This window comes from Gammaproteobacteria bacterium (assembly GCA_016705365.1).
GTDB lineage: Bacteria > Pseudomonadota > Gammaproteobacteria > Pseudomonadales > UBA5518 > UBA5518.
In genome coordinates this window covers 837,609-854,020 of record JADIYI010000008.1, presented here as the reverse complement: position 1 = coordinate 854,020, position 16,412 = coordinate 837,609, and the positions used below count along the sequence as shown (strand labels likewise).

The following is a 16,412-nucleotide window of genomic DNA, read 5'->3' as shown; positions in this document are numbered from 1 at the left end:
TTTCGCGGCGACTCAGAGCAGCTGGCCGCCGTCAATGGAAAAGCTGATACCGGTCACGTAGCGTGCTTCGTCGGAAGCGAGGTAGGCAACCGCCGCCGCGATCTCCTCCGGTTCCGCGGCCGGGTGCAGCGGGAACAGCCGTTGCACCAGCGACTGGTCGAGATCGGCGGGAACGCTGTAGGTCGAAGCGAGCCCCGTATTCACGCCTCCTGGACAGATCGCATTGGCGCGGATTCCGGCGGAGGCGAACTCCACCGCCAGCGAGCGCATCAGTGAGGCCACCGCCGCCTTCGAGGCACCGTAGGCACTCCAGTACGCGGCGCCGGCAATCGCCGATGCGGACGAGATGCTGACAATGTTGCCGCGGCTCTCGCGCAGGTGCGGGATCGCCGCCTGGCAGAGCACGACGAGGCTGCTTACATTGATGCGGAACATCCGCTCCCAGTCCGCAAGACGAATCTCCAGGAAGTGATCGGCGCGACAGGCGCCGGCGATATTGCAGAGCGCGTCGATGCGCCCGCAGCGCTCTGCTGCGGCGGCAACCAACCCGCGACAGGAGGCTTCATCCATGGCGTCGAAACCGATCACCTCGCAGACGCCCCCGCTGGAGCGGATGGCGGCCGCCGTTTCCGCGAGGCCCGCCTCGTTTATGTCCGCTGCCGCAACCACGGCACCTTCCCCGGCAAGCCGCAGTGCACTCGCGCGGCCTATGCCCGCCGCCGCTCCCGTCACCACGCACACCTTGCCGTCGAAGCGCTTCATCCCGAAATCTCCTGTCAGCGCCCGATGCGCATCATTTGACGATCGAATACCCACCATCCACCACCAGTGTATGGCCCGAAACAAAACTCGCCGCCGGACTGGCGAGGAACAACACCGCGCTGGCGATCTCTTCCGGCTTGCCCCAGCGCGCGAGCGGCGTAGCGTCGCATACCAACCGGTGCACGGCAGGATCATCCGCGAACGCATTCGTCATCGGCGTGGGCACCGAGCCCGGCAGCACCGCGTTGACGCGAATACCCTTCGGCGCAAGCGCTACGCAGAAGCTCTTGGTCAGCTGCACGATGCCCGCCTTGGCCGCGCCATAGCCGAAAAAGTAGGGGCTGGCGAACAGTGACATCTCCGATGCGAGGTTGACCACCGCGGCACCGCCTTCCAGCGTGCTGCTTTCGAGCGCAGCGGAAAGTGCCGTGGTGAGGTGATAGACCGCGCCCAGGTTGACGTCCAGTGACGTGTCGAAGTCATGCGGCGTGACAGCACCACCGGTGCCACCCGCGTTGTTGACCAGCACATCGAGATGCCCGATCGAGCTGACCAGCGAACGGATGTCCGCGCGTTCGGCAAGCCGCAACTGAAGATAGCGGGTCGTTGGCGGCAGATCAGCATAAGCCGATGCATCGGCGGCACTGCCGGTTATCAGCACCTCGGCGCCTGCAGCCGCAAAAGCCTGCGAGATCGCGCGGCCGATACCGCGGGTGCCACCCGTCACCAGGACCCGGGCACCACTGAAGTCGAAGTTCACCCTGCTCCCGGGAATTGTCGGCTCGCCCATGCGCCCCGCCCTGCCTCAGCACCTGAATTCAGTAGCAGCGTAGCCGCAGCAGTGAGCTCAAATCCTCATCCGAACGGATGAAGGTGCCGCGCTCACCGGACAATCTCGCGCCTGAAAATCAAACCGCGCTGGCGGACCGGCAAGGTTCATCCTGGCGCATGATGCGATCGTCGGCAATCGGTGTCATGCTGCGCAGCAGGCAATCGGCGCGGAGAGTGTGAAGCATGTACGCAGCGAACTACATCGGAGCCGGCAAGATCGAGGCGCGCACCGATGCCACCCGCCCGCGGCCCGGGGCCGGCGAGGTGCTGGTGGCCGTGCATGCCTGCGGGATCTGCGGCTCGGACCTGCACATGTATCGCAACGACTCCTACCGCGGACAGCTGGTGCGCAAAACCCCGGAGGGATACGAAGTACCCGGGCATGAATTTGCCGGCACCATCGTCGAACTCGGCGAGGGCGTGACGGGCTGGAGCACAGGCGAGCGGGTGGTCGGTGTCACGGGGTTTGGCGGAGGCATGGCCGAGTATGTGACCGTGCCGGTGAACCCGTTCCAGCTGGTACGCATTCCAGCGGGCGTGAGTTTCGCGGAGGCAGCCACCACCGAGCCGATGGCCGATGCGCTGCAGATGGTACGCAAGGCCAATATCACCGCCGGCGAGAACGTGGTGGTGTTCGGGGTCGGCATCATCGGGCTTGGCGTGATCCAGGCCATCCGTGCGCGGGAGGTGCCGGTCGGGCAGATCATCGCGATCGACGTGCAGGACGCGCGCCTGGCGAAGGCCCGGGAAGTCGGCGCCACCGCGACCGTGAATCCGCGCGCTGGCGAGATATACAGCGCAGTGGCGGCAATCTGCGGGCGCGAGGATGATTATCGCGGCGAATCCGCGAATATCGCCGTGGTGTTCGACTGCGCCGGCTACATCAAGCACATGAGCGGGCCGCCGCCGCTCGAGACCGCACTGCACCTGGTCGCGAACCGGAACGGACGCATCGTGTGCTTCGGCGGCTTCGAGGACCGCATGCTGATCGACATGGGCTACATCATCCGCAAGGAGCCTCTGATCATGGGCTCCAACGGTTATGCGCCAGAAGAACTGGCCGAGGCGCTCGAACTGATGCAAGCGCGCCGCATCGATCGCGCCGGGCTGATTTCCCACCGCTTTGCACTTGCGGAGGTAGCTCGCGCTTTCACGACCCAGTGCCAGCCCGAGGCAGTGAAAGTCCTGCTCGAGTGCGCGAGCCCCGGCGCGTGAACAGGCAGCCAGCCAATCATCCCGATCAGGGGAGCCGTGATTTTCTCGGCTGGCGCATGGTGGCGCTCGGCTTTCTCGCGGTGAATCTTGCGATCGGCAGCACGTTCGGCAGCTTCGGCGTGCTGATCAAGCCGGTCGCCGCGGATTTCGGTGCGAGTCGGGGTCTTGCCTCGCTCGGCATTGCGATCATCCTCCTGCTGATGGGTCTGTCAGGACCCCTGCTGGGCGTCGCGCTGCGCCATTTGCGCATCCGCACCGTGATGATCGCGGGCGCGCTGCTGATGGCCGCGGGTTTCCTGCTCGCGTCGCGCGCGCCGGACTTTCCGACCTATCTGTTCGCCTACAGCCTGGTGGCAGGCTCGGGCTGCGCCCTGCTCGGGATCATCCCGTCGTCGACACTCGTTACAAACTGGTTCGTTGCGCGGCGCGGACTCGCCATGGGGCTGATCAGCGTGCCACTGATCGTGGCGCTGGCACCGCCGGCGGTCGCGTGGCTGATCGAATGGCGCGACTGGCGATTTGCCCTGGTCATGCAGGCGGTGGCGGTGCTGCTGTTGCTGCCTTTTCTGCTGCTGGTCGTGGACCGACCGGAAGACATCGGGCAGCGATCATTGGGTGCGCTACCCGCGAGCGCCGGCACCGAGTCATCCGCTCCCCTGAGCGGATCGCAAGCTCGGCTGCTGCGCGACCGCTTTTTCTGGGGAATCCTGCTCGGTGCCGGACTCATTACCTGCGGTGGTATCGTGATAGTGAGCCACCTGGTCCCTTACGCCACCGACCTCGGGATAGAGCCAACGGCCGCTGCAATGCTGATGAGCGTGAACGGCACTGCGTCCATGGTCGGTGCCCTGTTCTGCGGCTGGGTTGCGGATCGCATCGGCGCGCGCCTGACGGTGGGCCTGCTCGGCGTGGTCCTCGCGGTTCTGTGGAGCCTGCTGCTGATGTTCCCGGTATTCCCGGTCATCGCCACCCTGCTGCTGGGCATCGGTCTGTGCGCCGGCGGATTGCACCCGGCTTTTGCCGCGCTCCTGGGCAACGCATTCGGGCGGGAAGCGTTCGCGAGCGCGTTGGGGCTGGCGACGCTGCTGATGCTGCCCTTCACCTTTGCGGCTGCCCCTCTCGCCGGCGCGATCTTCGATGCGACAGGCTCCTACAACGTCGCGTTCACGCTGCAGATCGCGTGCTTTGTGGTAGCCGCAGCGATCCTGCTCGGTATCTTTCGTGCCCGACCGCACTGAGAACGGCGCATGCCCCTCCTGGCAACGCCGCAGCCCGGGAAATCGAAGCTCACCCCGGCCGGCATTCGAGTTCCTCTTTCAACGCATTCAGGAATCGGATCACCTGGCCTCCGTCCAGCGCGCGGTGATCGAAGGTGAGCGACGGGCACAGCAGCGGTCGCACCTCGACGCAGTAACCACCGGAACCGTCGTCGATCGCAACAGGGGCGCGGCGCATGCCCGGCAAGCCGAGCAACGCGACCTGGGGCGGGTTGAGAATCGCTTGCGCGCGCAGCACCGGCCCGAGCGAGCCGGGGTTCGAAATCGTGAACGTACCGCCCTCCAGTTCCTCCGCCCGCAGCTCGCCTGCCCGGGCACGCGAGGCGAGCGCGGTAATCGCCGCATTCAGTTCCGGCAGTGACAATCGGCCCGCATCGCGCAGCACCGGAACCACCAGACCCTCGGGCGTATCCACGGCCACGCCGAGATTGACCACCCGCCACAGCAGCATGTGCGTGTCCGCATAGGTCGCGTTGAGCTCCGCGTGTTGCGGCAGCAGCCTGCACACCGCGGCCGCAACGAAACTCAGCACCGATACCGATGCGCGACCGGCCGCCTGCTCCGCCGCATTGAGGCGCGAGCGCGCCGCCAGGAGATTGCCGAGATCGACCTGCATGTCCGCAGTGAGCTGGGGCATCGTGCGCGCGGATTCAGCGAGACGCCGCGCGATGGTGCGCCGGCGCAGGCTGTTGGGGCGTGCCTCGCATGGCAAGGTCTCGTAACCGGCCGGGCGCGCGGGTTCGCCACTCGCCGCGGACACCGGCGTCGCGCGGTGTTGCGCGGCCGCCTGCAGCACGTCCTCGCCGGTGATGCGTCCTCCGGGGCCGCTCCCGCGCAGCGTCGTCAGCTCAACGCCGTTCTCGCGCGCCAGTTGCCGCACGCGCGGAGAAAGCCCGGCACCGGGCTTACCGTCTGGCATCTCCTGGCCGTCCCTCGACTCCAGCCCCAGGTGCGGCTTTGACCCGGCACCGGACTGCTCCCGGACCGATGCTCGTGCTGCGGAAGATGGCTCTGCGATCAGGGTCAATGCGGCCGCAATTGCTTCCTGGCCCGTTCCCGGCTGCACCCACCAGCCGACCAGGTCACCGACTTTGAGTTCCTCACCCTCGCCCGCCGCGCGACGCACCAGCACGCCAGCATCGATTGCAGAGACATCGGTGAGCGTCTTGTCGGTCTCCACCTCGTAGAGCAGCTGGCCAACCGCAAACTCCGCACCCTCATCCACATGCCATGCGACCAGGCGCGCATTCTCGACCGATCCCATGTGCGGAATGCGCAGCTCCTGCAGATCAGACATCGTGCAGCCCTCAGATTGCGCAAAGGTGGCGTGCGGCCGCGGCGATCTCGTCGACTGACGGAATGCACAACTGCTCCAGCTCGCCGTGCTGCGGCAGTGGCACGTCCTTCGCGGCAACCCGCAGGATCGGTGCCTCCAGTTCGAAGAAGACGCGCTCCTGGATCTGTGCCGCGATCTCGGCTCCGGGGCCGGCGGTCTTTGCGGCTTCATGCACGATCAGCGCGCGGTGGGTGCGCCGTACCGAGTCGAGCACGAGCTCCCAGTCCAGCGGCACCAGCGAGCGCAGGTCGATCACCTCGGCCTCGATGCCTTGCGCGGCGAGGCGCTCCGCGGCCGCGAGCGAGCGCTCGACCATGGAGCCATAGGTGACGAGCGTGAACGCCGAACCCGTGCGGCGCACCACGCCCTTGCCGATCGGCACCACGAAGTCGGGATCGAGCGGTACCTCCCCGCGCTGGAATCCGAGGCTGTTGACGCTGTGGAACAGCACCGGGTTCGGCTCGCGCAGGGCTGCGCTCATCAGACCCTTGGCATCGGCCGCGGTCGCGGGCACCACGACCTTGAGCCCGGGAAAATGCATGCCGAGCACCTCCGGACAACTGGAGTGCTCCGGACCCGCACCGCCCATCACGCCGATCGGGAAGATGATGACCGCGCTCATCGGCACATCGAGCCCGTGCATGTAGCGCCACTTGCCGAGTTTCTGGAAAATCTCGTCACCGGCGATCAGCGCGAAATCGCCAAACCCCATGTTGATGACCGGCTTCATCCCGGCAATGGCGGCACCCGCGGCAAGACCCGCCTCGAAGGCCTCGGCGATATTGCTGTCGATCACCCGTTCGTGGCCGAACTCATCGGCGAGCCCTTTCTCGGCGCCGAACCAGCCACCGGTCGCGACCCCCTGCCCGAGCACGAAGATCCGTTCGTCGCGGTGCATCTCCTCGATCAACGCGAGGCCCATGGCCGCGTTGTAGGCCATCGTCACGGTGCCTTGCTCAGCCATGGTAGAGGTCCCGGTAAATGACAGAGGGGTCTGGATCCGCGGCGGCCATGGCGGCCTCGTACGCGGTCTGTACCTGCGCTTCGGCCGCGGCCCGCAGCCTGGCCGCGGCCTGTGGTGCAAGGCGGGCCCCGAGCAGTTCCAGCGGATCGCGATAATCTTGCGCATAGTCACCAGGGCGGTACTTTTGCGGGTCACCCGCATAGTGTCCACGGCGCCGGAACACCTTGGCCTCGATCAGCGTCGGACCCTCTCCGGCGCGAGCGCGTGCGATCGCGACCGCCGTTGCCTCGTACACCGCCACCGCATCCTGGCCATCGACGATCACGCCGGGGATGCCATAGCCGGACGCGTAATCGGCAATGTTCTCGGTAGGACTCACGCTGCGCAAAGTGGTACCGACAAGCAGGCCGTTGTTCTCGCAGAAATAGATCAGTGGCAACTTCCACGCCGCCGCGTGGACGAGTGTCTCGTGGAAGGTGCCACGCGCGGCCGTGCCATCGCCGAAATTCGCCAGTGCGACCTGGCCGGTACGGCGCAGCTTCGCCGCGAGCGCCGCACCGGCAGCCAGCGGGTACACGCTGCCGAGTGTCGCACCCTCGCCCATCACGCCGATCGAGTAATCCGCCCAATGCGGCACGCCGCCACCCTTGCCGCGAGTGGCGCCCGTGACCTTGCCGAGCAGGTCGCCGAAAATCGGGTCCGGTGCCATGCCCTTGCCGATCGCCCAGGCCGTGCCACGGCCCTGGTAGAACAGGTAATCGTCGCGACGCATCGCGGCGCTGGCACCGATGCCCGCTGCCTCCTGCCCCTCGCCCGGGTGCCACCAGCCGGAAAAGCGCTGTTCGCGGGTGTGGCGCTCCATACGTATCTCGATGGCGCGCGCCACGGCCATGCGATGAAACAGCGCATCGAGAAAATCGGCATCGGCCGGTGACCGGGGTCCCGGGCCGGGGATCGGAAGTTCCATTTACACTTTCTCAAGCGGGCTTGCGATAGGTGGCACCATCGCGCGAATCACGCGCCCTGTCCTCATCCGATCAGACGAAGACCTCGATCGTCGATGGAGCCCGAGAGGAGTGCCGACGCGACCGCCACCGGGTGTGTGTTCCGATCGAGGACGGTGGCAACGCCATTGTGCGCACACCGTTGCCCGTCTCATTCCGGCAGATGAATCGAACGGGGGCGGGTGACTTGATAATCGTGGCGGCCTGCAAACCCACTGCTGAAGGACCTCCGTGATGACCGACTCCGAAGCGATTGCCCGCCTCCTGGACCTGGAAGCCATCAAGACCCTCAAGCACCGCTATATCCGCTACATGACGCAATCGCGATGGGACGAGTTGGAGGGCCTGATGACCGAGGACGTGAGCACCTCGTACTCGGACGGCAAGTACGCTTTTTCCAACCGCGCGGACCTGCTGCGCTTCCTGCGCGATTCGCACGATGCGGCGCAGACACACATCCTCGGCTACTGGCATGTCACGATGCCCGAAATCGAGTTCAGCACCCGGGACGAGGCAACCGGCATCTGGGCGATGTACCACTTCTTCCTCGACAAGCACTCGCAGCAGCAACTCGAGATGTTCGCGTATTACGAGGACGGCTACCGCCGGACGAACGGCCGCTGGCTCATCGCGCGCACCGGTTACCGCAGGGTCATGGAGCAGAGCTTCAACCGTCGCGAATTGCCGGGCCTCGAACTGCTGGTGGGCTGAGGCGCAGGCCCTACAGCAAGCGCGCGCTGGAATGGTTCAGGCGGGCGACGATCTGTGCCTGCTTGTTGGTGCCAAGTTTTTCGTAGATGCCGCGCAGGTGGGTCTTGACGGTATTGATGCTGACCTTGAGACGCATCGACGCTTCGTCGAGACTGATGCCCTTGGCAAGCAGTGCGCTCAACTGGCTCTCGCAGGGGGTGAGTCCGTACATGCCGGCCAGTACCGCGGGATCGAGTTCGATGCCGGGGTGACGGCAATCGTTGAGGTAGACGACCACGGCGGGCGTATCGCGCGCCTCCAGCAACGGATCGCAGATCAGGGGTTTCACCACCACGTCGAGAAGTGCCATGCCCGGCCTCGCTTCGAGACGCAGGCCCACCCCGCGCTGGCAGCGCAAGTTGTTGTGGTGCGCTGCCAGCGCCAGGTCGATCGCCTTGTTGAGCGCCCGTCCGTCCACGCTGTCGATCGCGCGCAGACGGCCGTTGCGCATCACCAGCACCTCGTTCTGTTCGATCAACTGCCGCGCCCAGGCGTTCATCGACAGCACGCGCCCGCGCGCATCCAGCATCAGGCTGCCGATGGCGAGCTTGGCCATCGCCTCCTCGAAGAAATAGCGCATGTGGGCGCCGTTGGCGTGTTGCTCCCGCAGGTGGATCGCGCGCTGCAGGTGCGGCGCAATCAGATCGATCAACTCGCGCTCGCGCAGGCTGAACGGCGGCTGATCCGCGGTGCGCTCGACCGAGAGCTTCACGTGCAGTATGTCATCGCGCATCACGTCGAGTCCGAGCAGGTAGCGGATGTTGGCCGGCTTGAGGAAGTTCTGGTACAGGGGCGTGCGCAGGAACGCCCCTTCGGACATGAGTTCGTCGGGAGTGCTCGCTGCGGGCTGCGGCAAGTCGAGCAACACGTTCACCGACATCACGCCGTTGACGTGCTCGCTGCCGGTCAACTTCGGATCGTCATTATCGGTAATCAGGCAATAGATTCCCGGCGCGGAGGCCGAGCAAATGACCATCGAGGCATCGTGCGATGCGGTAAGCTCGCTCAACTGACTCATCAGGGTCTTCCAGGACGCCGAATCCTCAACGCCCTGGTAGGCAAGACCCACGAGATCGCTGAACCCGCGCAGCCTGGTTGCCGCTCCCATAGCCGTTCCTCCCGCAGCATATCGATTTTTGTTTATATGCCTGATCGCACGCCCGCCCGGTGCATACTACCCCTCGCCCGGGGTCGTGGCGAGGGTCTCGCGGTTGCCGGCGAATTGGCCTTGCGTCGACATCGACCCGGCCTCACCCTTTCGGATGAAGCCACGCTATGCCGGACGCCGGCAGACTCCTTTCCATGGACCAGGCCCGAGGATCCGCAGCGATGAACCAGGAAATGCCGAGGGAGCAAAACAAGGCGCTGTTCCTGCGCATGATGGGCGCGCTGGGTCGCAAGGACTGGAATACGGCCTTCGCCTGCATGACCGAGGATGTCTGCTGCGACTGGCCCTACCTGCCCATACCGGACATGCCGCACCGCATGGTAGGTCGGGATGCAGTGCGGCACTTCTTCGATGCCGGACAGGCCCCGTTCGCTGGTCTGAACTACCAGATCGACCAGGTCTTCGAGCTGCTCGACCCGCAGACACTGATCGCGGAGTACCGCTCCGATTCCCGCCACCTCGCCAGCGGATTGCCATATCGCAACAGCTATCTCGGCATTCTGCGCTTCCGGGACGGGCAAGTATGCTACTGGCGGGAGTACATCAACCCGCAGACCATCACGGAGCTGCAGAAGGCCGTAGAGGCCAGCACAAGTCACGAGCACGATGAGGCATGAACTGATGGACGAAGCGGACACACGACTGCTCGATGGCTCGGCCTGGCGCGGATTCTGCGAGCGGCTCGGAGAGGCTGGCGCCCTGATCCTGAGCGAAAAGGCGCCCAGGGATGAACTGACTGTCGCGGAGGGCTATCGTTACCTCAGCCGCCTGCTGCGCGGCGGACTGGAAAGTTTCATCGAATTCGGCGATCCGCTCTTTCCCCGGTTTCGCTGCCCGGCGCACGAAACCATCAAGCTCGGGGCGGACAACCCTGACAACCGCTACGAGAGCTGCACGGTCGATCCCGCACACGATTACCTGATCACGGGGACCCGCGGGACCGTCGACTATCTCGGCTTTGGCGCGGTGATCAACCGCTATGCCTCCGGCGGCACCATGGAGACGACCGGCTACATCGATGCACGTGACATGAGCATCGGCTCCGACGGACGTTTCGAGCTCGTCGTGAGTCAGCATGAGCATGCAGGGAACTGGCTGCGCATGAACCCCGAAACCAATTCGATCAATGTACGCCAGACATTTCAGGACCGGCGCAACGAACGAGCTGCCGAGTTGAGCATCGAGCGACTCGGGGCAGCAGGAGAATACCCGCAGCCTCTCGGCCTCGAGCAGCTGCGCCGGGCACTGCAGGGCGCGAGCAATTTCGTATCCGGCAGCGCGGCCCTGTTCGAGAACTGGGCCGAGAGCTTCCTGCCGGCACTGAACCAGCTCCCGCCGGCCGACCAGGCCTATTGCCGCGCCATTGGCGGCGACCCGAACATCTTCTACTTTCACGGCGCGTGGCGCCTGGCCGATGACGAAATGCTGGTGATCACCGCGCCGACCATTCCGCGGTGCCAGAGCTGGAACGTCCAGTTGAACAACTGGTGGATGGAGTCGCTCGATTACCGCTATCACAGAATCCACGTCAACAGGCACACGGCCCACTACGAGCCCGACGGCAGTGTACGGATTCACGTGGCGCATCGCGATCCGGGTCGGCCGAACTGGATCCAGACCGCGGGACATCGCACCGGCACCATGTGCTGGCGCTGGATCGGGGCGCAGGAACACCCGCTGCTCGAGACCGAGGTACGGCGCTGGGGAGCATGATGATGACGCTGCAAGCGGAAGCACTGTTGCGCGAGGCCAGCGCAGCGAGCGGACTCGAAGACTTCGGCCCGGACACGTTTCGCGAACCACTGAGGCGCCTGGTCCATGCCCTGAACACCGAGGCACGGCTGAGCGCTGACGGCCTGCGGGCGCAGCATGCCCGGCTGGTCGGACTGCTGGTCAACCGGCTGCGTGTCGAGGAGGTCTATCGGCTGCACCCCGAAATCGACTCCGAGGAGATCGCGGTCGCGGTGTGCATCGTGGGTCTTCCGCGGACCGGCACCACGATGCTGCACAAGGTGCTGTCCAGCGACACCCGTTTTCTGTTTCCGCGCTTCCACGAGGTCCGCCACCCGGTCGCGCCCGACAGCCTGCGGGCCGGCGCCCCCGATGATCGCATCGCGCAGGTGGAGGCGGAGCTGAAATGGATCGTCGCGACGAGCCCGGAGCTGGCCGCGATCCACCCGCTGAGTTCCACCGGTGCCGAGGAGGAGATAGGGCTGATCGAGCACAGCTTCTACAGCACCTCCCCGGAGGCATTCAATTACGTGCCGGAATTCGGACGCTGGCTCGGGGCGCAGGACAATCGCCCGGGTTACAGCTACCTGCTGCGCCTGCTGCGCCTGCTGCAGTGGCAGAAACGCCGGGCGGGCGAGCAGGTGGGTCCGTGGCTGCTGAAATCACCCCATCACCTGCATTACCTGGATCTGCTGCTCGAGTGCTTCCGCGACGCACGCATCGTTCTCACCCACCGCGATCCGGTACAGACCCTGCCATCGTACGCCAGCATGATCGTTGCACTGAACCACCTGGGCTGCGAGACGGTCGACCCGGTGGCGGTCGGTGCGTATGTCCTGGAGCGCTTCGCCGCTTCGCTCGAGCGCGCCACGGCGATCCGGGACCAATTCCCGGAGCGCTTCATGGACGTGGCCTATCGCGATTGCGTCAACCAGCCGCTGGAGGTGCTGCGCCGGCTGTACGCCGCCATCGGCATGCCGTTCACCGCGGCGGTCGAGGTGGCGATGGAGAGCTGGCTGGAGGAGAACCGGCGCGACAAGCGTGCGGCACATCACTACGCGGCCGCCGACTATGGCTATACGGACGCCGGGCTGGCGCAAAGCTTTGCCGCCTACAGGCAGCGGTTTCTCCAGAACTGAGCCAGGATCATCCGCCCTGCCGCCACATGGAATGCGAACCGCCGCAGCCATGTGGTTTCATCGCTTCGATATATACAGGATCGTAATATTGCCGGCGACAAACACGGACCCGGCCTTGTCCCATGTCATGAAAAGCGCGCGATTCACACGCAATAATGACCGCGCCCTGTCCGCCGTGCGGGTAGCTTTCAGGCTCGTCGAGGAGGTCCGCGAATGCCGGTATCCGAGAATGCTCCGCGCGTGAACCGCAGGCGCTTCCTGCAGTTCTCCGCAATGGCCGCGACGGCGCTCGTTGGCCAGTCCCTGCCACTGTTCCACCTGCGCGCGAATGCCGCCACACACCAGGCCCGGCGCACGGTACCGAAAATCGGCAACTGGGAGGATCTCTACCGCGAGCGCTGGACCTGGGACCGCGTTGCCAAGGGCTCTCACGGGTGGGCCAACTGCCGCAGCGCCTGCGAGTGGAATCTCTACGTCAAGAACGGCGTGGTGATGCGCGAAGAGCAAACCGCGATGTACACGCAGTCCGAACCCGGGGTGCCGGATTTCAATCCGCGCGGCTGCCAGAAAGGCGCCAGTTATTCGGAAGTGATGTACGGTCCGAGCCGCCTGACGGTGCCGCTGAAACGCGTCGGGCCGCGTGGTTCCGGCAAATGGGAGAAGGTGTCCTGGGAACAGGCAATCGACGAGATAGCCGTGAAGTGCATCGAAGCGGCGCAAAAGTACGGCCCCGAATCGATGATGCAGGACCTGGGTCCCAATTTCGACCAGGGCGCCTCCACTGCAGGCCGATTCAAGTTCCTGATGAAGTCCGGCGGCACTTTTTCCGACATGTGGGCGGAGATCGGCGACCTGAACCTGGGGCTCGCGCTCACGCTCGGATTCGCGCACGCCGGTGGCTCTTCCGACGAATGGTTCCTGTCGGACTATCTCGTGGTGTGGATGCACAACCCCGCCGTCACGCAGATGCCGGACGTGCACTTTCTCTACGAGGCACGATACAACGGTGCCGAGCTCGTGGTGATCGATCCGCAATACACCGCCACCGCCATGCGCGCCGACCAGTGGCTGCCGATCGGCACGGGTGCCGATGCGGCGCTCGGCATGTACACCGCGCGCCATATCATTGAAAGCGGCAAGGCCGACTGGGCCTATGTGAAGGAACAGACCGATCTGCCGCTGCTGGTGCGGATCGACACCGGCCAGTTTCTGCGCGAATCGGACCTGGTCGATGACGGCAATCACAAGCTGATGTATTTCTGGGACGCGCACACCGGACAGCCGGTACTGGCGCCGGGAACCGAGGGGCATCCCACTCCGACATTGTCGCTGGGCGAGCTGGACCCGGTGCTCGAGGGCAGTTTCGCCGTGCAGCTGCAAGGTGGGCAGGAAGTGCGTGTCGCACCGGTGATGGCACTGCTCAGGGAACAGCTCGATACCTGGACGATCGAACGCACCGCGGAAGTCACCGGCTTGCATCCCGAGCAGATACGCGTATTCGCCGCCGGTTTTGCCGCGGCCGAGCGGCCTTTGATCCTCTCGAGCTGGGGCTCGAACCGCTTCGTTCATTCCGACCTGATGAACCGTACCAAGCTGCTGTGTCTCGCGCTCAAAGGTGCCATCGGCAAGAAGGGTGCGGGCATCCATTCCACCGGCTGGTTCGACCTGGCCGGCTTCGGCTCGGCATTGCAGCTCGAGCACGAGGGCTTGCGCGGCAAGATCGCGATGATGGCGGGCGTGCTGTCGCCAACTGATCTCTACAATCTGACCGTCGACCTGGTGACCAAACGCAAGTCGCCGCACCTGATTCCGTTCGAGATGGCGCGCGCAGGTGAAGGGAAAATCCTTTGCCGCACCACGATCACCTCCCAGATGTACGACCGCCAGGGCATCGCGGACGACCTGGAAAGGGAGGCGCAGCGTTACTACGACCGTTCACTGGCGGATTATCACCGCGAAGCGCGCGAGAAGGGGTGGGAGCCGGTCACGGCGCCGCAAAGCGGCCCCAAGATGATGTTCACCGGCGGAGCCAACCTGCTGCGCCGAACCAATCGCGGCGGCAAGATGCTGGAGGATTTCTGGCCCGGGCTCGATCTCGTGGTCTGCACCGATGTGAAATGGTGCTTCACCGCGATGCACTCCGACTATGTACTGCCCGCCGCAGGCTGGTACGAGAAGGTCGGCATCAAGTACACGATTTCCTATATACCCTACCTGCATTACTGCGATGCGGCCGTGCCGCCGGTCGGGGAGTCGAAGGATGAGTGGGAAATCTTTTGGCTGCTCTCGAAACGCATCGAGGAAATCTGCCGCGAGCGCGACATCCCGGCCTTCGACTCCTGTGGCAAGCGCACGGTGGACTGGAAGGAACTGCACCAGGCCTACTCGAACCACGGTGCCTACGGTCCCAAGGACGCGAAAAAAGTGACGCAGGCGATCCTCGACGACAGCCCGAGCGCGGGAGGAGTGCAGATCAGCGAGCTGGAAAAGAACGGCACGAGCAAGTTCGTCAGCACCGGTGACAACACGCTGCCGACGGCAACCTTCAACCCCGACTGGAAAGGCGAGGGGGTACTGAACACGCTGACGCTGTTCACCGAACACAAGTCGCGCTGGCCCACCTACACCGGACGCATCCAGTTCTATATCGATCACCCCTGGTTCGTCGACGCGGGCGAAGCGCTGCCCACCCACAAGCCGAGCCCGAAGGCGGGCGGCGACCACCCATTCCAGATGGTGTCCTGTCACGCACGCTGGTCGATTCACGCGCAATGGCGCGACAACCCGATGCTGCTGCGTCTGCAGCGTGGCGAGCCGTGCATGCTGCTCAACCCGCGTGACTGCGTCGATCTCGGTATTGCCGACGGTGATTTCGCGCTGCTGTACAACGATTACGGCCATGTATTCATGCGTATCAAGTACAGCACGATGGTGCGCCCGAAGGTTGCTTATTACTTCCATGCCTGGGAGCCGCACCAGTTCCCGCGCCACGAGAGTTTCAAGTGGATCATTCCCGGCATCCAGAATCCGCTGCACATGGCGGGCGGTGACTCGCAACTGCGTTTCGGGATAAACCATCTGCAGGTGGGAACTTTCGTGCAGGACACGCGGATCGGAATTCGTGCGCTGACGCCGCAGGAGCTGCAGGAGCTCGAGGCCGGTTCGGCGCAAACAGACGCAGTGGCGATAACGGGAGCCGGTCATGAAGTATGAAGTGCCGACACCGCAGGTGCAGGTCGCGATGGTGCTGGATCTGAACAAGTGTCTGGGTTGCCACACCTGCACCATCGCCTGCAAGAAGCTGTGGAACAGCGACCAGGGTACGGATTACGCGTACTGGAACAACGTGGAAACCCTGCCCGGCAAGGGCTATCCGGCGAATTACCCCGACAGCGGCGGGCGCACGGAAACAGGCGAGGTGAAGCGCGGACGCATTCCGAACCTGGATGCCGAATATGGCCGCGCGTGGACATTCAATCACCGCGATGTGTTGGCGACCGACGCCGCGTCGCCAAACAAGGAATGGTTGCGACCCGCCGGAAAGCCCGCATGGGGACCGAACTGGGACGAGGACGAAGGCAAGGGCGCTTACCCGCAGGAAAACCACCATTTCTACCTGCCGCGCCTGTGCAACCACTGCACCCATCCGGCGTGCCTCGACGCCTGTCCGCGCCGCTCGATCTACAAGCGTCCGCAGGACGGCATCGTGCTGGTGGACCAGGACCGCTGCCACGGCTACCGTTTTTGCGTCGAGGCCTGCCCGTACAAGAAGGTCTATTTCGATTACCAGCGCCAGGTTGCGGCGAAATGCATTTTCTGTCTGCCACGTGTCGAGGAGGGTGTCGCCCCGGCGTGCGCACGCCAGTGCCCCGGACGGCTGCGCTACGTCGGTTTCCGTCACGACCGCAACGGTCCGATCTGGAAGCTGGTGGACGAATGGAAAGTCGCCTTGCCGCTGCATCCCGAATACGGCCTGGGCCCGAACGTATTCTACGTGCCGCCGATCAGTCCGCCGAAGCTCGCGCCAGACGGCAGCCCCACGACCGAGATGCGCATTCCGCTGGAATATCTGCGCGGGTTGTTCGGGCCCGGTGTGGATGCGGCAATGGCGACGCTGGTCGCCGAGCGCGAGAAGCGCAAGCGCGGCGAGCCCAGCGAATTGATGGATACGCTGATCGCCTACGTGTGGGAAGACAACTTCAAACTCGACGCGAATGCGCGCCAGGTGTTCTGAA

The 16,412-nt window shown here is 64.7% G+C and carries 14 protein-coding genes; 8 read left to right on the top strand and 6 right to left on the bottom strand.

The features are described from left to right. Positions 1–12: 12 nt before the first annotated feature. Together IPF49_11475 and IPF49_11470 are read right to left on the bottom strand one after the other, a co-directional pair. On the bottom strand, positions 13–762 hold the full coding sequence (locus IPF49_11475; protein MBK6288235.1) for an SDR family oxidoreductase: 750 nt from the start codon (positions 760–762) through the stop codon (positions 13–15). Positions 763–793: 31 nt separating this feature from the next. Further along, a complete protein-coding gene (locus tag IPF49_11470; protein MBK6288234.1) occupies positions 794–1,552 on the bottom strand; it encodes an SDR family oxidoreductase in 759 nt (252 codons plus the stop codon). Between the two features lie 224 nt (positions 1,553–1,776). Between IPF49_11470 and IPF49_11465 the strand changes: the two genes are divergently transcribed. Together IPF49_11465 and IPF49_11460 are read left to right on the top strand one after the other, a co-directional pair. Then, positions 1,777–2,808, top strand: a complete 1,032-nt coding sequence (locus IPF49_11465) for a zinc-binding dehydrogenase (protein ID MBK6288233.1) — start codon at positions 1,777–1,779, stop codon at positions 2,806–2,808. Beyond that, positions 2,805–4,046 (top strand): MFS transporter, encoded by a 1,242-nt coding sequence (locus IPF49_11460; protein ID MBK6288232.1) that lies wholly within the window; start codon positions 2,805–2,807, stop codon positions 4,044–4,046. The genes IPF49_11465 and IPF49_11460 overlap by 4 nt, the downstream gene beginning before the upstream one ends. 49 nt (positions 4,047–4,095) lie before the next feature. Here IPF49_11460 and IPF49_11455 read toward each other — a convergent pair whose 3' ends face one another. The 3 genes from IPF49_11455 to IPF49_11445 are packed head-to-tail and all read right to left on the bottom strand — an operon-like array spanning position 4,096 to position 7,352. Further along, on the bottom strand, positions 4,096–5,382 hold the full coding sequence (locus tag IPF49_11455; protein ID MBK6288231.1) for a 2-oxo acid dehydrogenase subunit E2: 1,287 nt from the start codon (positions 5,380–5,382) through the stop codon (positions 4,096–4,098). A gap of 10 nt (positions 5,383–5,392) precedes the next feature. Beyond that, on the bottom strand, positions 5,393–6,385 hold the full coding sequence (locus IPF49_11450; protein ID MBK6288230.1) for an alpha-ketoacid dehydrogenase subunit beta: 993 nt from the start codon (positions 6,383–6,385) through the stop codon (positions 5,393–5,395). Continuing rightward, entirely contained in the window at positions 6,378–7,352 is a 975-nt protein-coding gene (locus tag IPF49_11445) for a thiamine pyrophosphate-dependent dehydrogenase E1 component subunit alpha (GenBank protein MBK6288229.1), read from the bottom strand. The genes IPF49_11450 and IPF49_11445 overlap by 8 nt, the downstream gene beginning before the upstream one ends. Positions 7,353–7,623: 271 nt before the next feature. Here IPF49_11445 and IPF49_11440 point away from each other — a divergent pair, with 271 nt between their 5' ends. Then, positions 7,624–8,100 carry a nuclear transport factor 2 family protein gene (locus IPF49_11440; GenBank protein ID MBK6288228.1) on the top strand — a complete coding sequence of 159 codons (477 nt, stop codon included), beginning with the start codon at positions 7,624–7,626 and terminating at the stop codon, positions 8,098–8,100. A 10-nt stretch (positions 8,101–8,110) separates the two neighbouring features. Here IPF49_11440 and IPF49_11435 read toward each other — a convergent pair whose 3' ends face one another. Further along, complete coding sequence (locus IPF49_11435; GenBank protein ID MBK6288227.1) at positions 8,111–9,247, bottom strand: helix-turn-helix transcriptional regulator; 1,137 nt, start codon at positions 9,245–9,247, stop codon at positions 8,111–8,113. Positions 9,248–9,468: 221 nt separating this feature from the next. On the opposite strand from IPF49_11435, the gene IPF49_11430 reads away from it, so the two are divergent. From IPF49_11430 to IPF49_11410, 5 genes are all read left to right on the top strand, one after another. Next, the gene (locus tag IPF49_11430; GenBank protein MBK6288226.1) at positions 9,469–9,924 is read left to right on the top strand and encodes a nuclear transport factor 2 family protein; all 456 of its coding nucleotides are present in this window, start codon (positions 9,469–9,471) and stop codon (positions 9,922–9,924) included. A gap of 1 nt (position 9,925) precedes the next feature. After that, positions 9,926–11,020 carry a DUF1214 domain-containing protein gene (locus tag IPF49_11425; GenBank protein MBK6288225.1) on the top strand — a complete coding sequence of 365 codons (1,095 nt, stop codon included), beginning with the start codon at positions 9,926–9,928 and terminating at the stop codon, positions 11,018–11,020. Continuing rightward, positions 11,017–12,177, top strand: coding sequence for a sulfotransferase (locus IPF49_11420; GenBank protein MBK6288224.1), 1,161 nt, complete (start codon positions 11,017–11,019; stop codon positions 12,175–12,177). Before IPF49_11425 ends, IPF49_11420 begins: the two co-directional genes overlap by 4 nt. A gap of 213 nt (positions 12,178–12,390) precedes the next feature. Next, on the top strand, positions 12,391–15,390 hold the full coding sequence (locus IPF49_11415; protein ID MBK6288223.1) for a molybdopterin-dependent oxidoreductase: 3,000 nt from the start codon (positions 12,391–12,393) through the stop codon (positions 15,388–15,390). Further along, the gene (locus tag IPF49_11410) at positions 15,380–16,411 is read left to right on the top strand and encodes a respiratory nitrate reductase subunit beta (protein MBK6288222.1); all 1,032 of its coding nucleotides are present in this window, start codon (positions 15,380–15,382) and stop codon (positions 16,409–16,411) included. The genes IPF49_11415 and IPF49_11410 overlap by 11 nt, the downstream gene beginning before the upstream one ends. The last annotated feature ends 1 nt before the right edge of the window (position 16,412 follow it).

What these genes read in the sequence shown, in the direction of transcription:
- IPF49_11410 (MBK6288222.1), top strand. Translation starts at nt 15,380, where the DNA reads ATGAAGTATGAAGTGCCGACACCGCAGGTGCAGGTCGCGATGGTGCTG.
- IPF49_11440 (MBK6288228.1), top strand. Translation starts at nt 7,624, where the DNA reads ATGACCGACTCCGAAGCGATTGCCCGCCTCCTGGACCTGGAAGCCATC.
- IPF49_11465 (MBK6288233.1), top strand. Translation starts at nt 1,777, where the DNA reads ATGTACGCAGCGAACTACATCGGAGCCGGCAAGATCGAGGCGCGCACC.
- IPF49_11430 (MBK6288226.1), top strand. Translation starts at nt 9,469, where the DNA reads ATGAACCAGGAAATGCCGAGGGAGCAAAACAAGGCGCTGTTCCTGCGC.
- IPF49_11470 (MBK6288234.1), bottom strand. Translation starts at nt 1,552, where the DNA reads ATGGGCGAGCCGACAATTCCCGGGAGCAGGGTGAACTTCGACTTCAGT.
- IPF49_11435 (MBK6288227.1), bottom strand. Translation starts at nt 9,247, where the DNA reads ATGGGAGCGGCAACCAGGCTGCGCGGGTTCAGCGATCTCGTGGGTCTT.
- IPF49_11415 (MBK6288223.1), top strand. Translation starts at nt 12,391, where the DNA reads ATGCCGGTATCCGAGAATGCTCCGCGCGTGAACCGCAGGCGCTTCCTG.
- IPF49_11420 (MBK6288224.1), top strand. Translation starts at nt 11,017, where the DNA reads ATGATGATGACGCTGCAAGCGGAAGCACTGTTGCGCGAGGCCAGCGCA.
- IPF49_11475 (MBK6288235.1), bottom strand. Translation starts at nt 762, where the DNA reads ATGAAGCGCTTCGACGGCAAGGTGTGCGTGGTGACGGGAGCGGCGGCG.
- IPF49_11455 (MBK6288231.1), bottom strand. Translation starts at nt 5,382, where the DNA reads ATGTCTGATCTGCAGGAGCTGCGCATTCCGCACATGGGATCGGTCGAG.
- IPF49_11450 (MBK6288230.1), bottom strand. Translation starts at nt 6,385, where the DNA reads ATGGCTGAGCAAGGCACCGTGACGATGGCCTACAACGCGGCCATGGGC.
- IPF49_11445 (MBK6288229.1), bottom strand. Translation starts at nt 7,352, where the DNA reads ATGGAACTTCCGATCCCCGGCCCGGGACCCCGGTCACCGGCCGATGCC.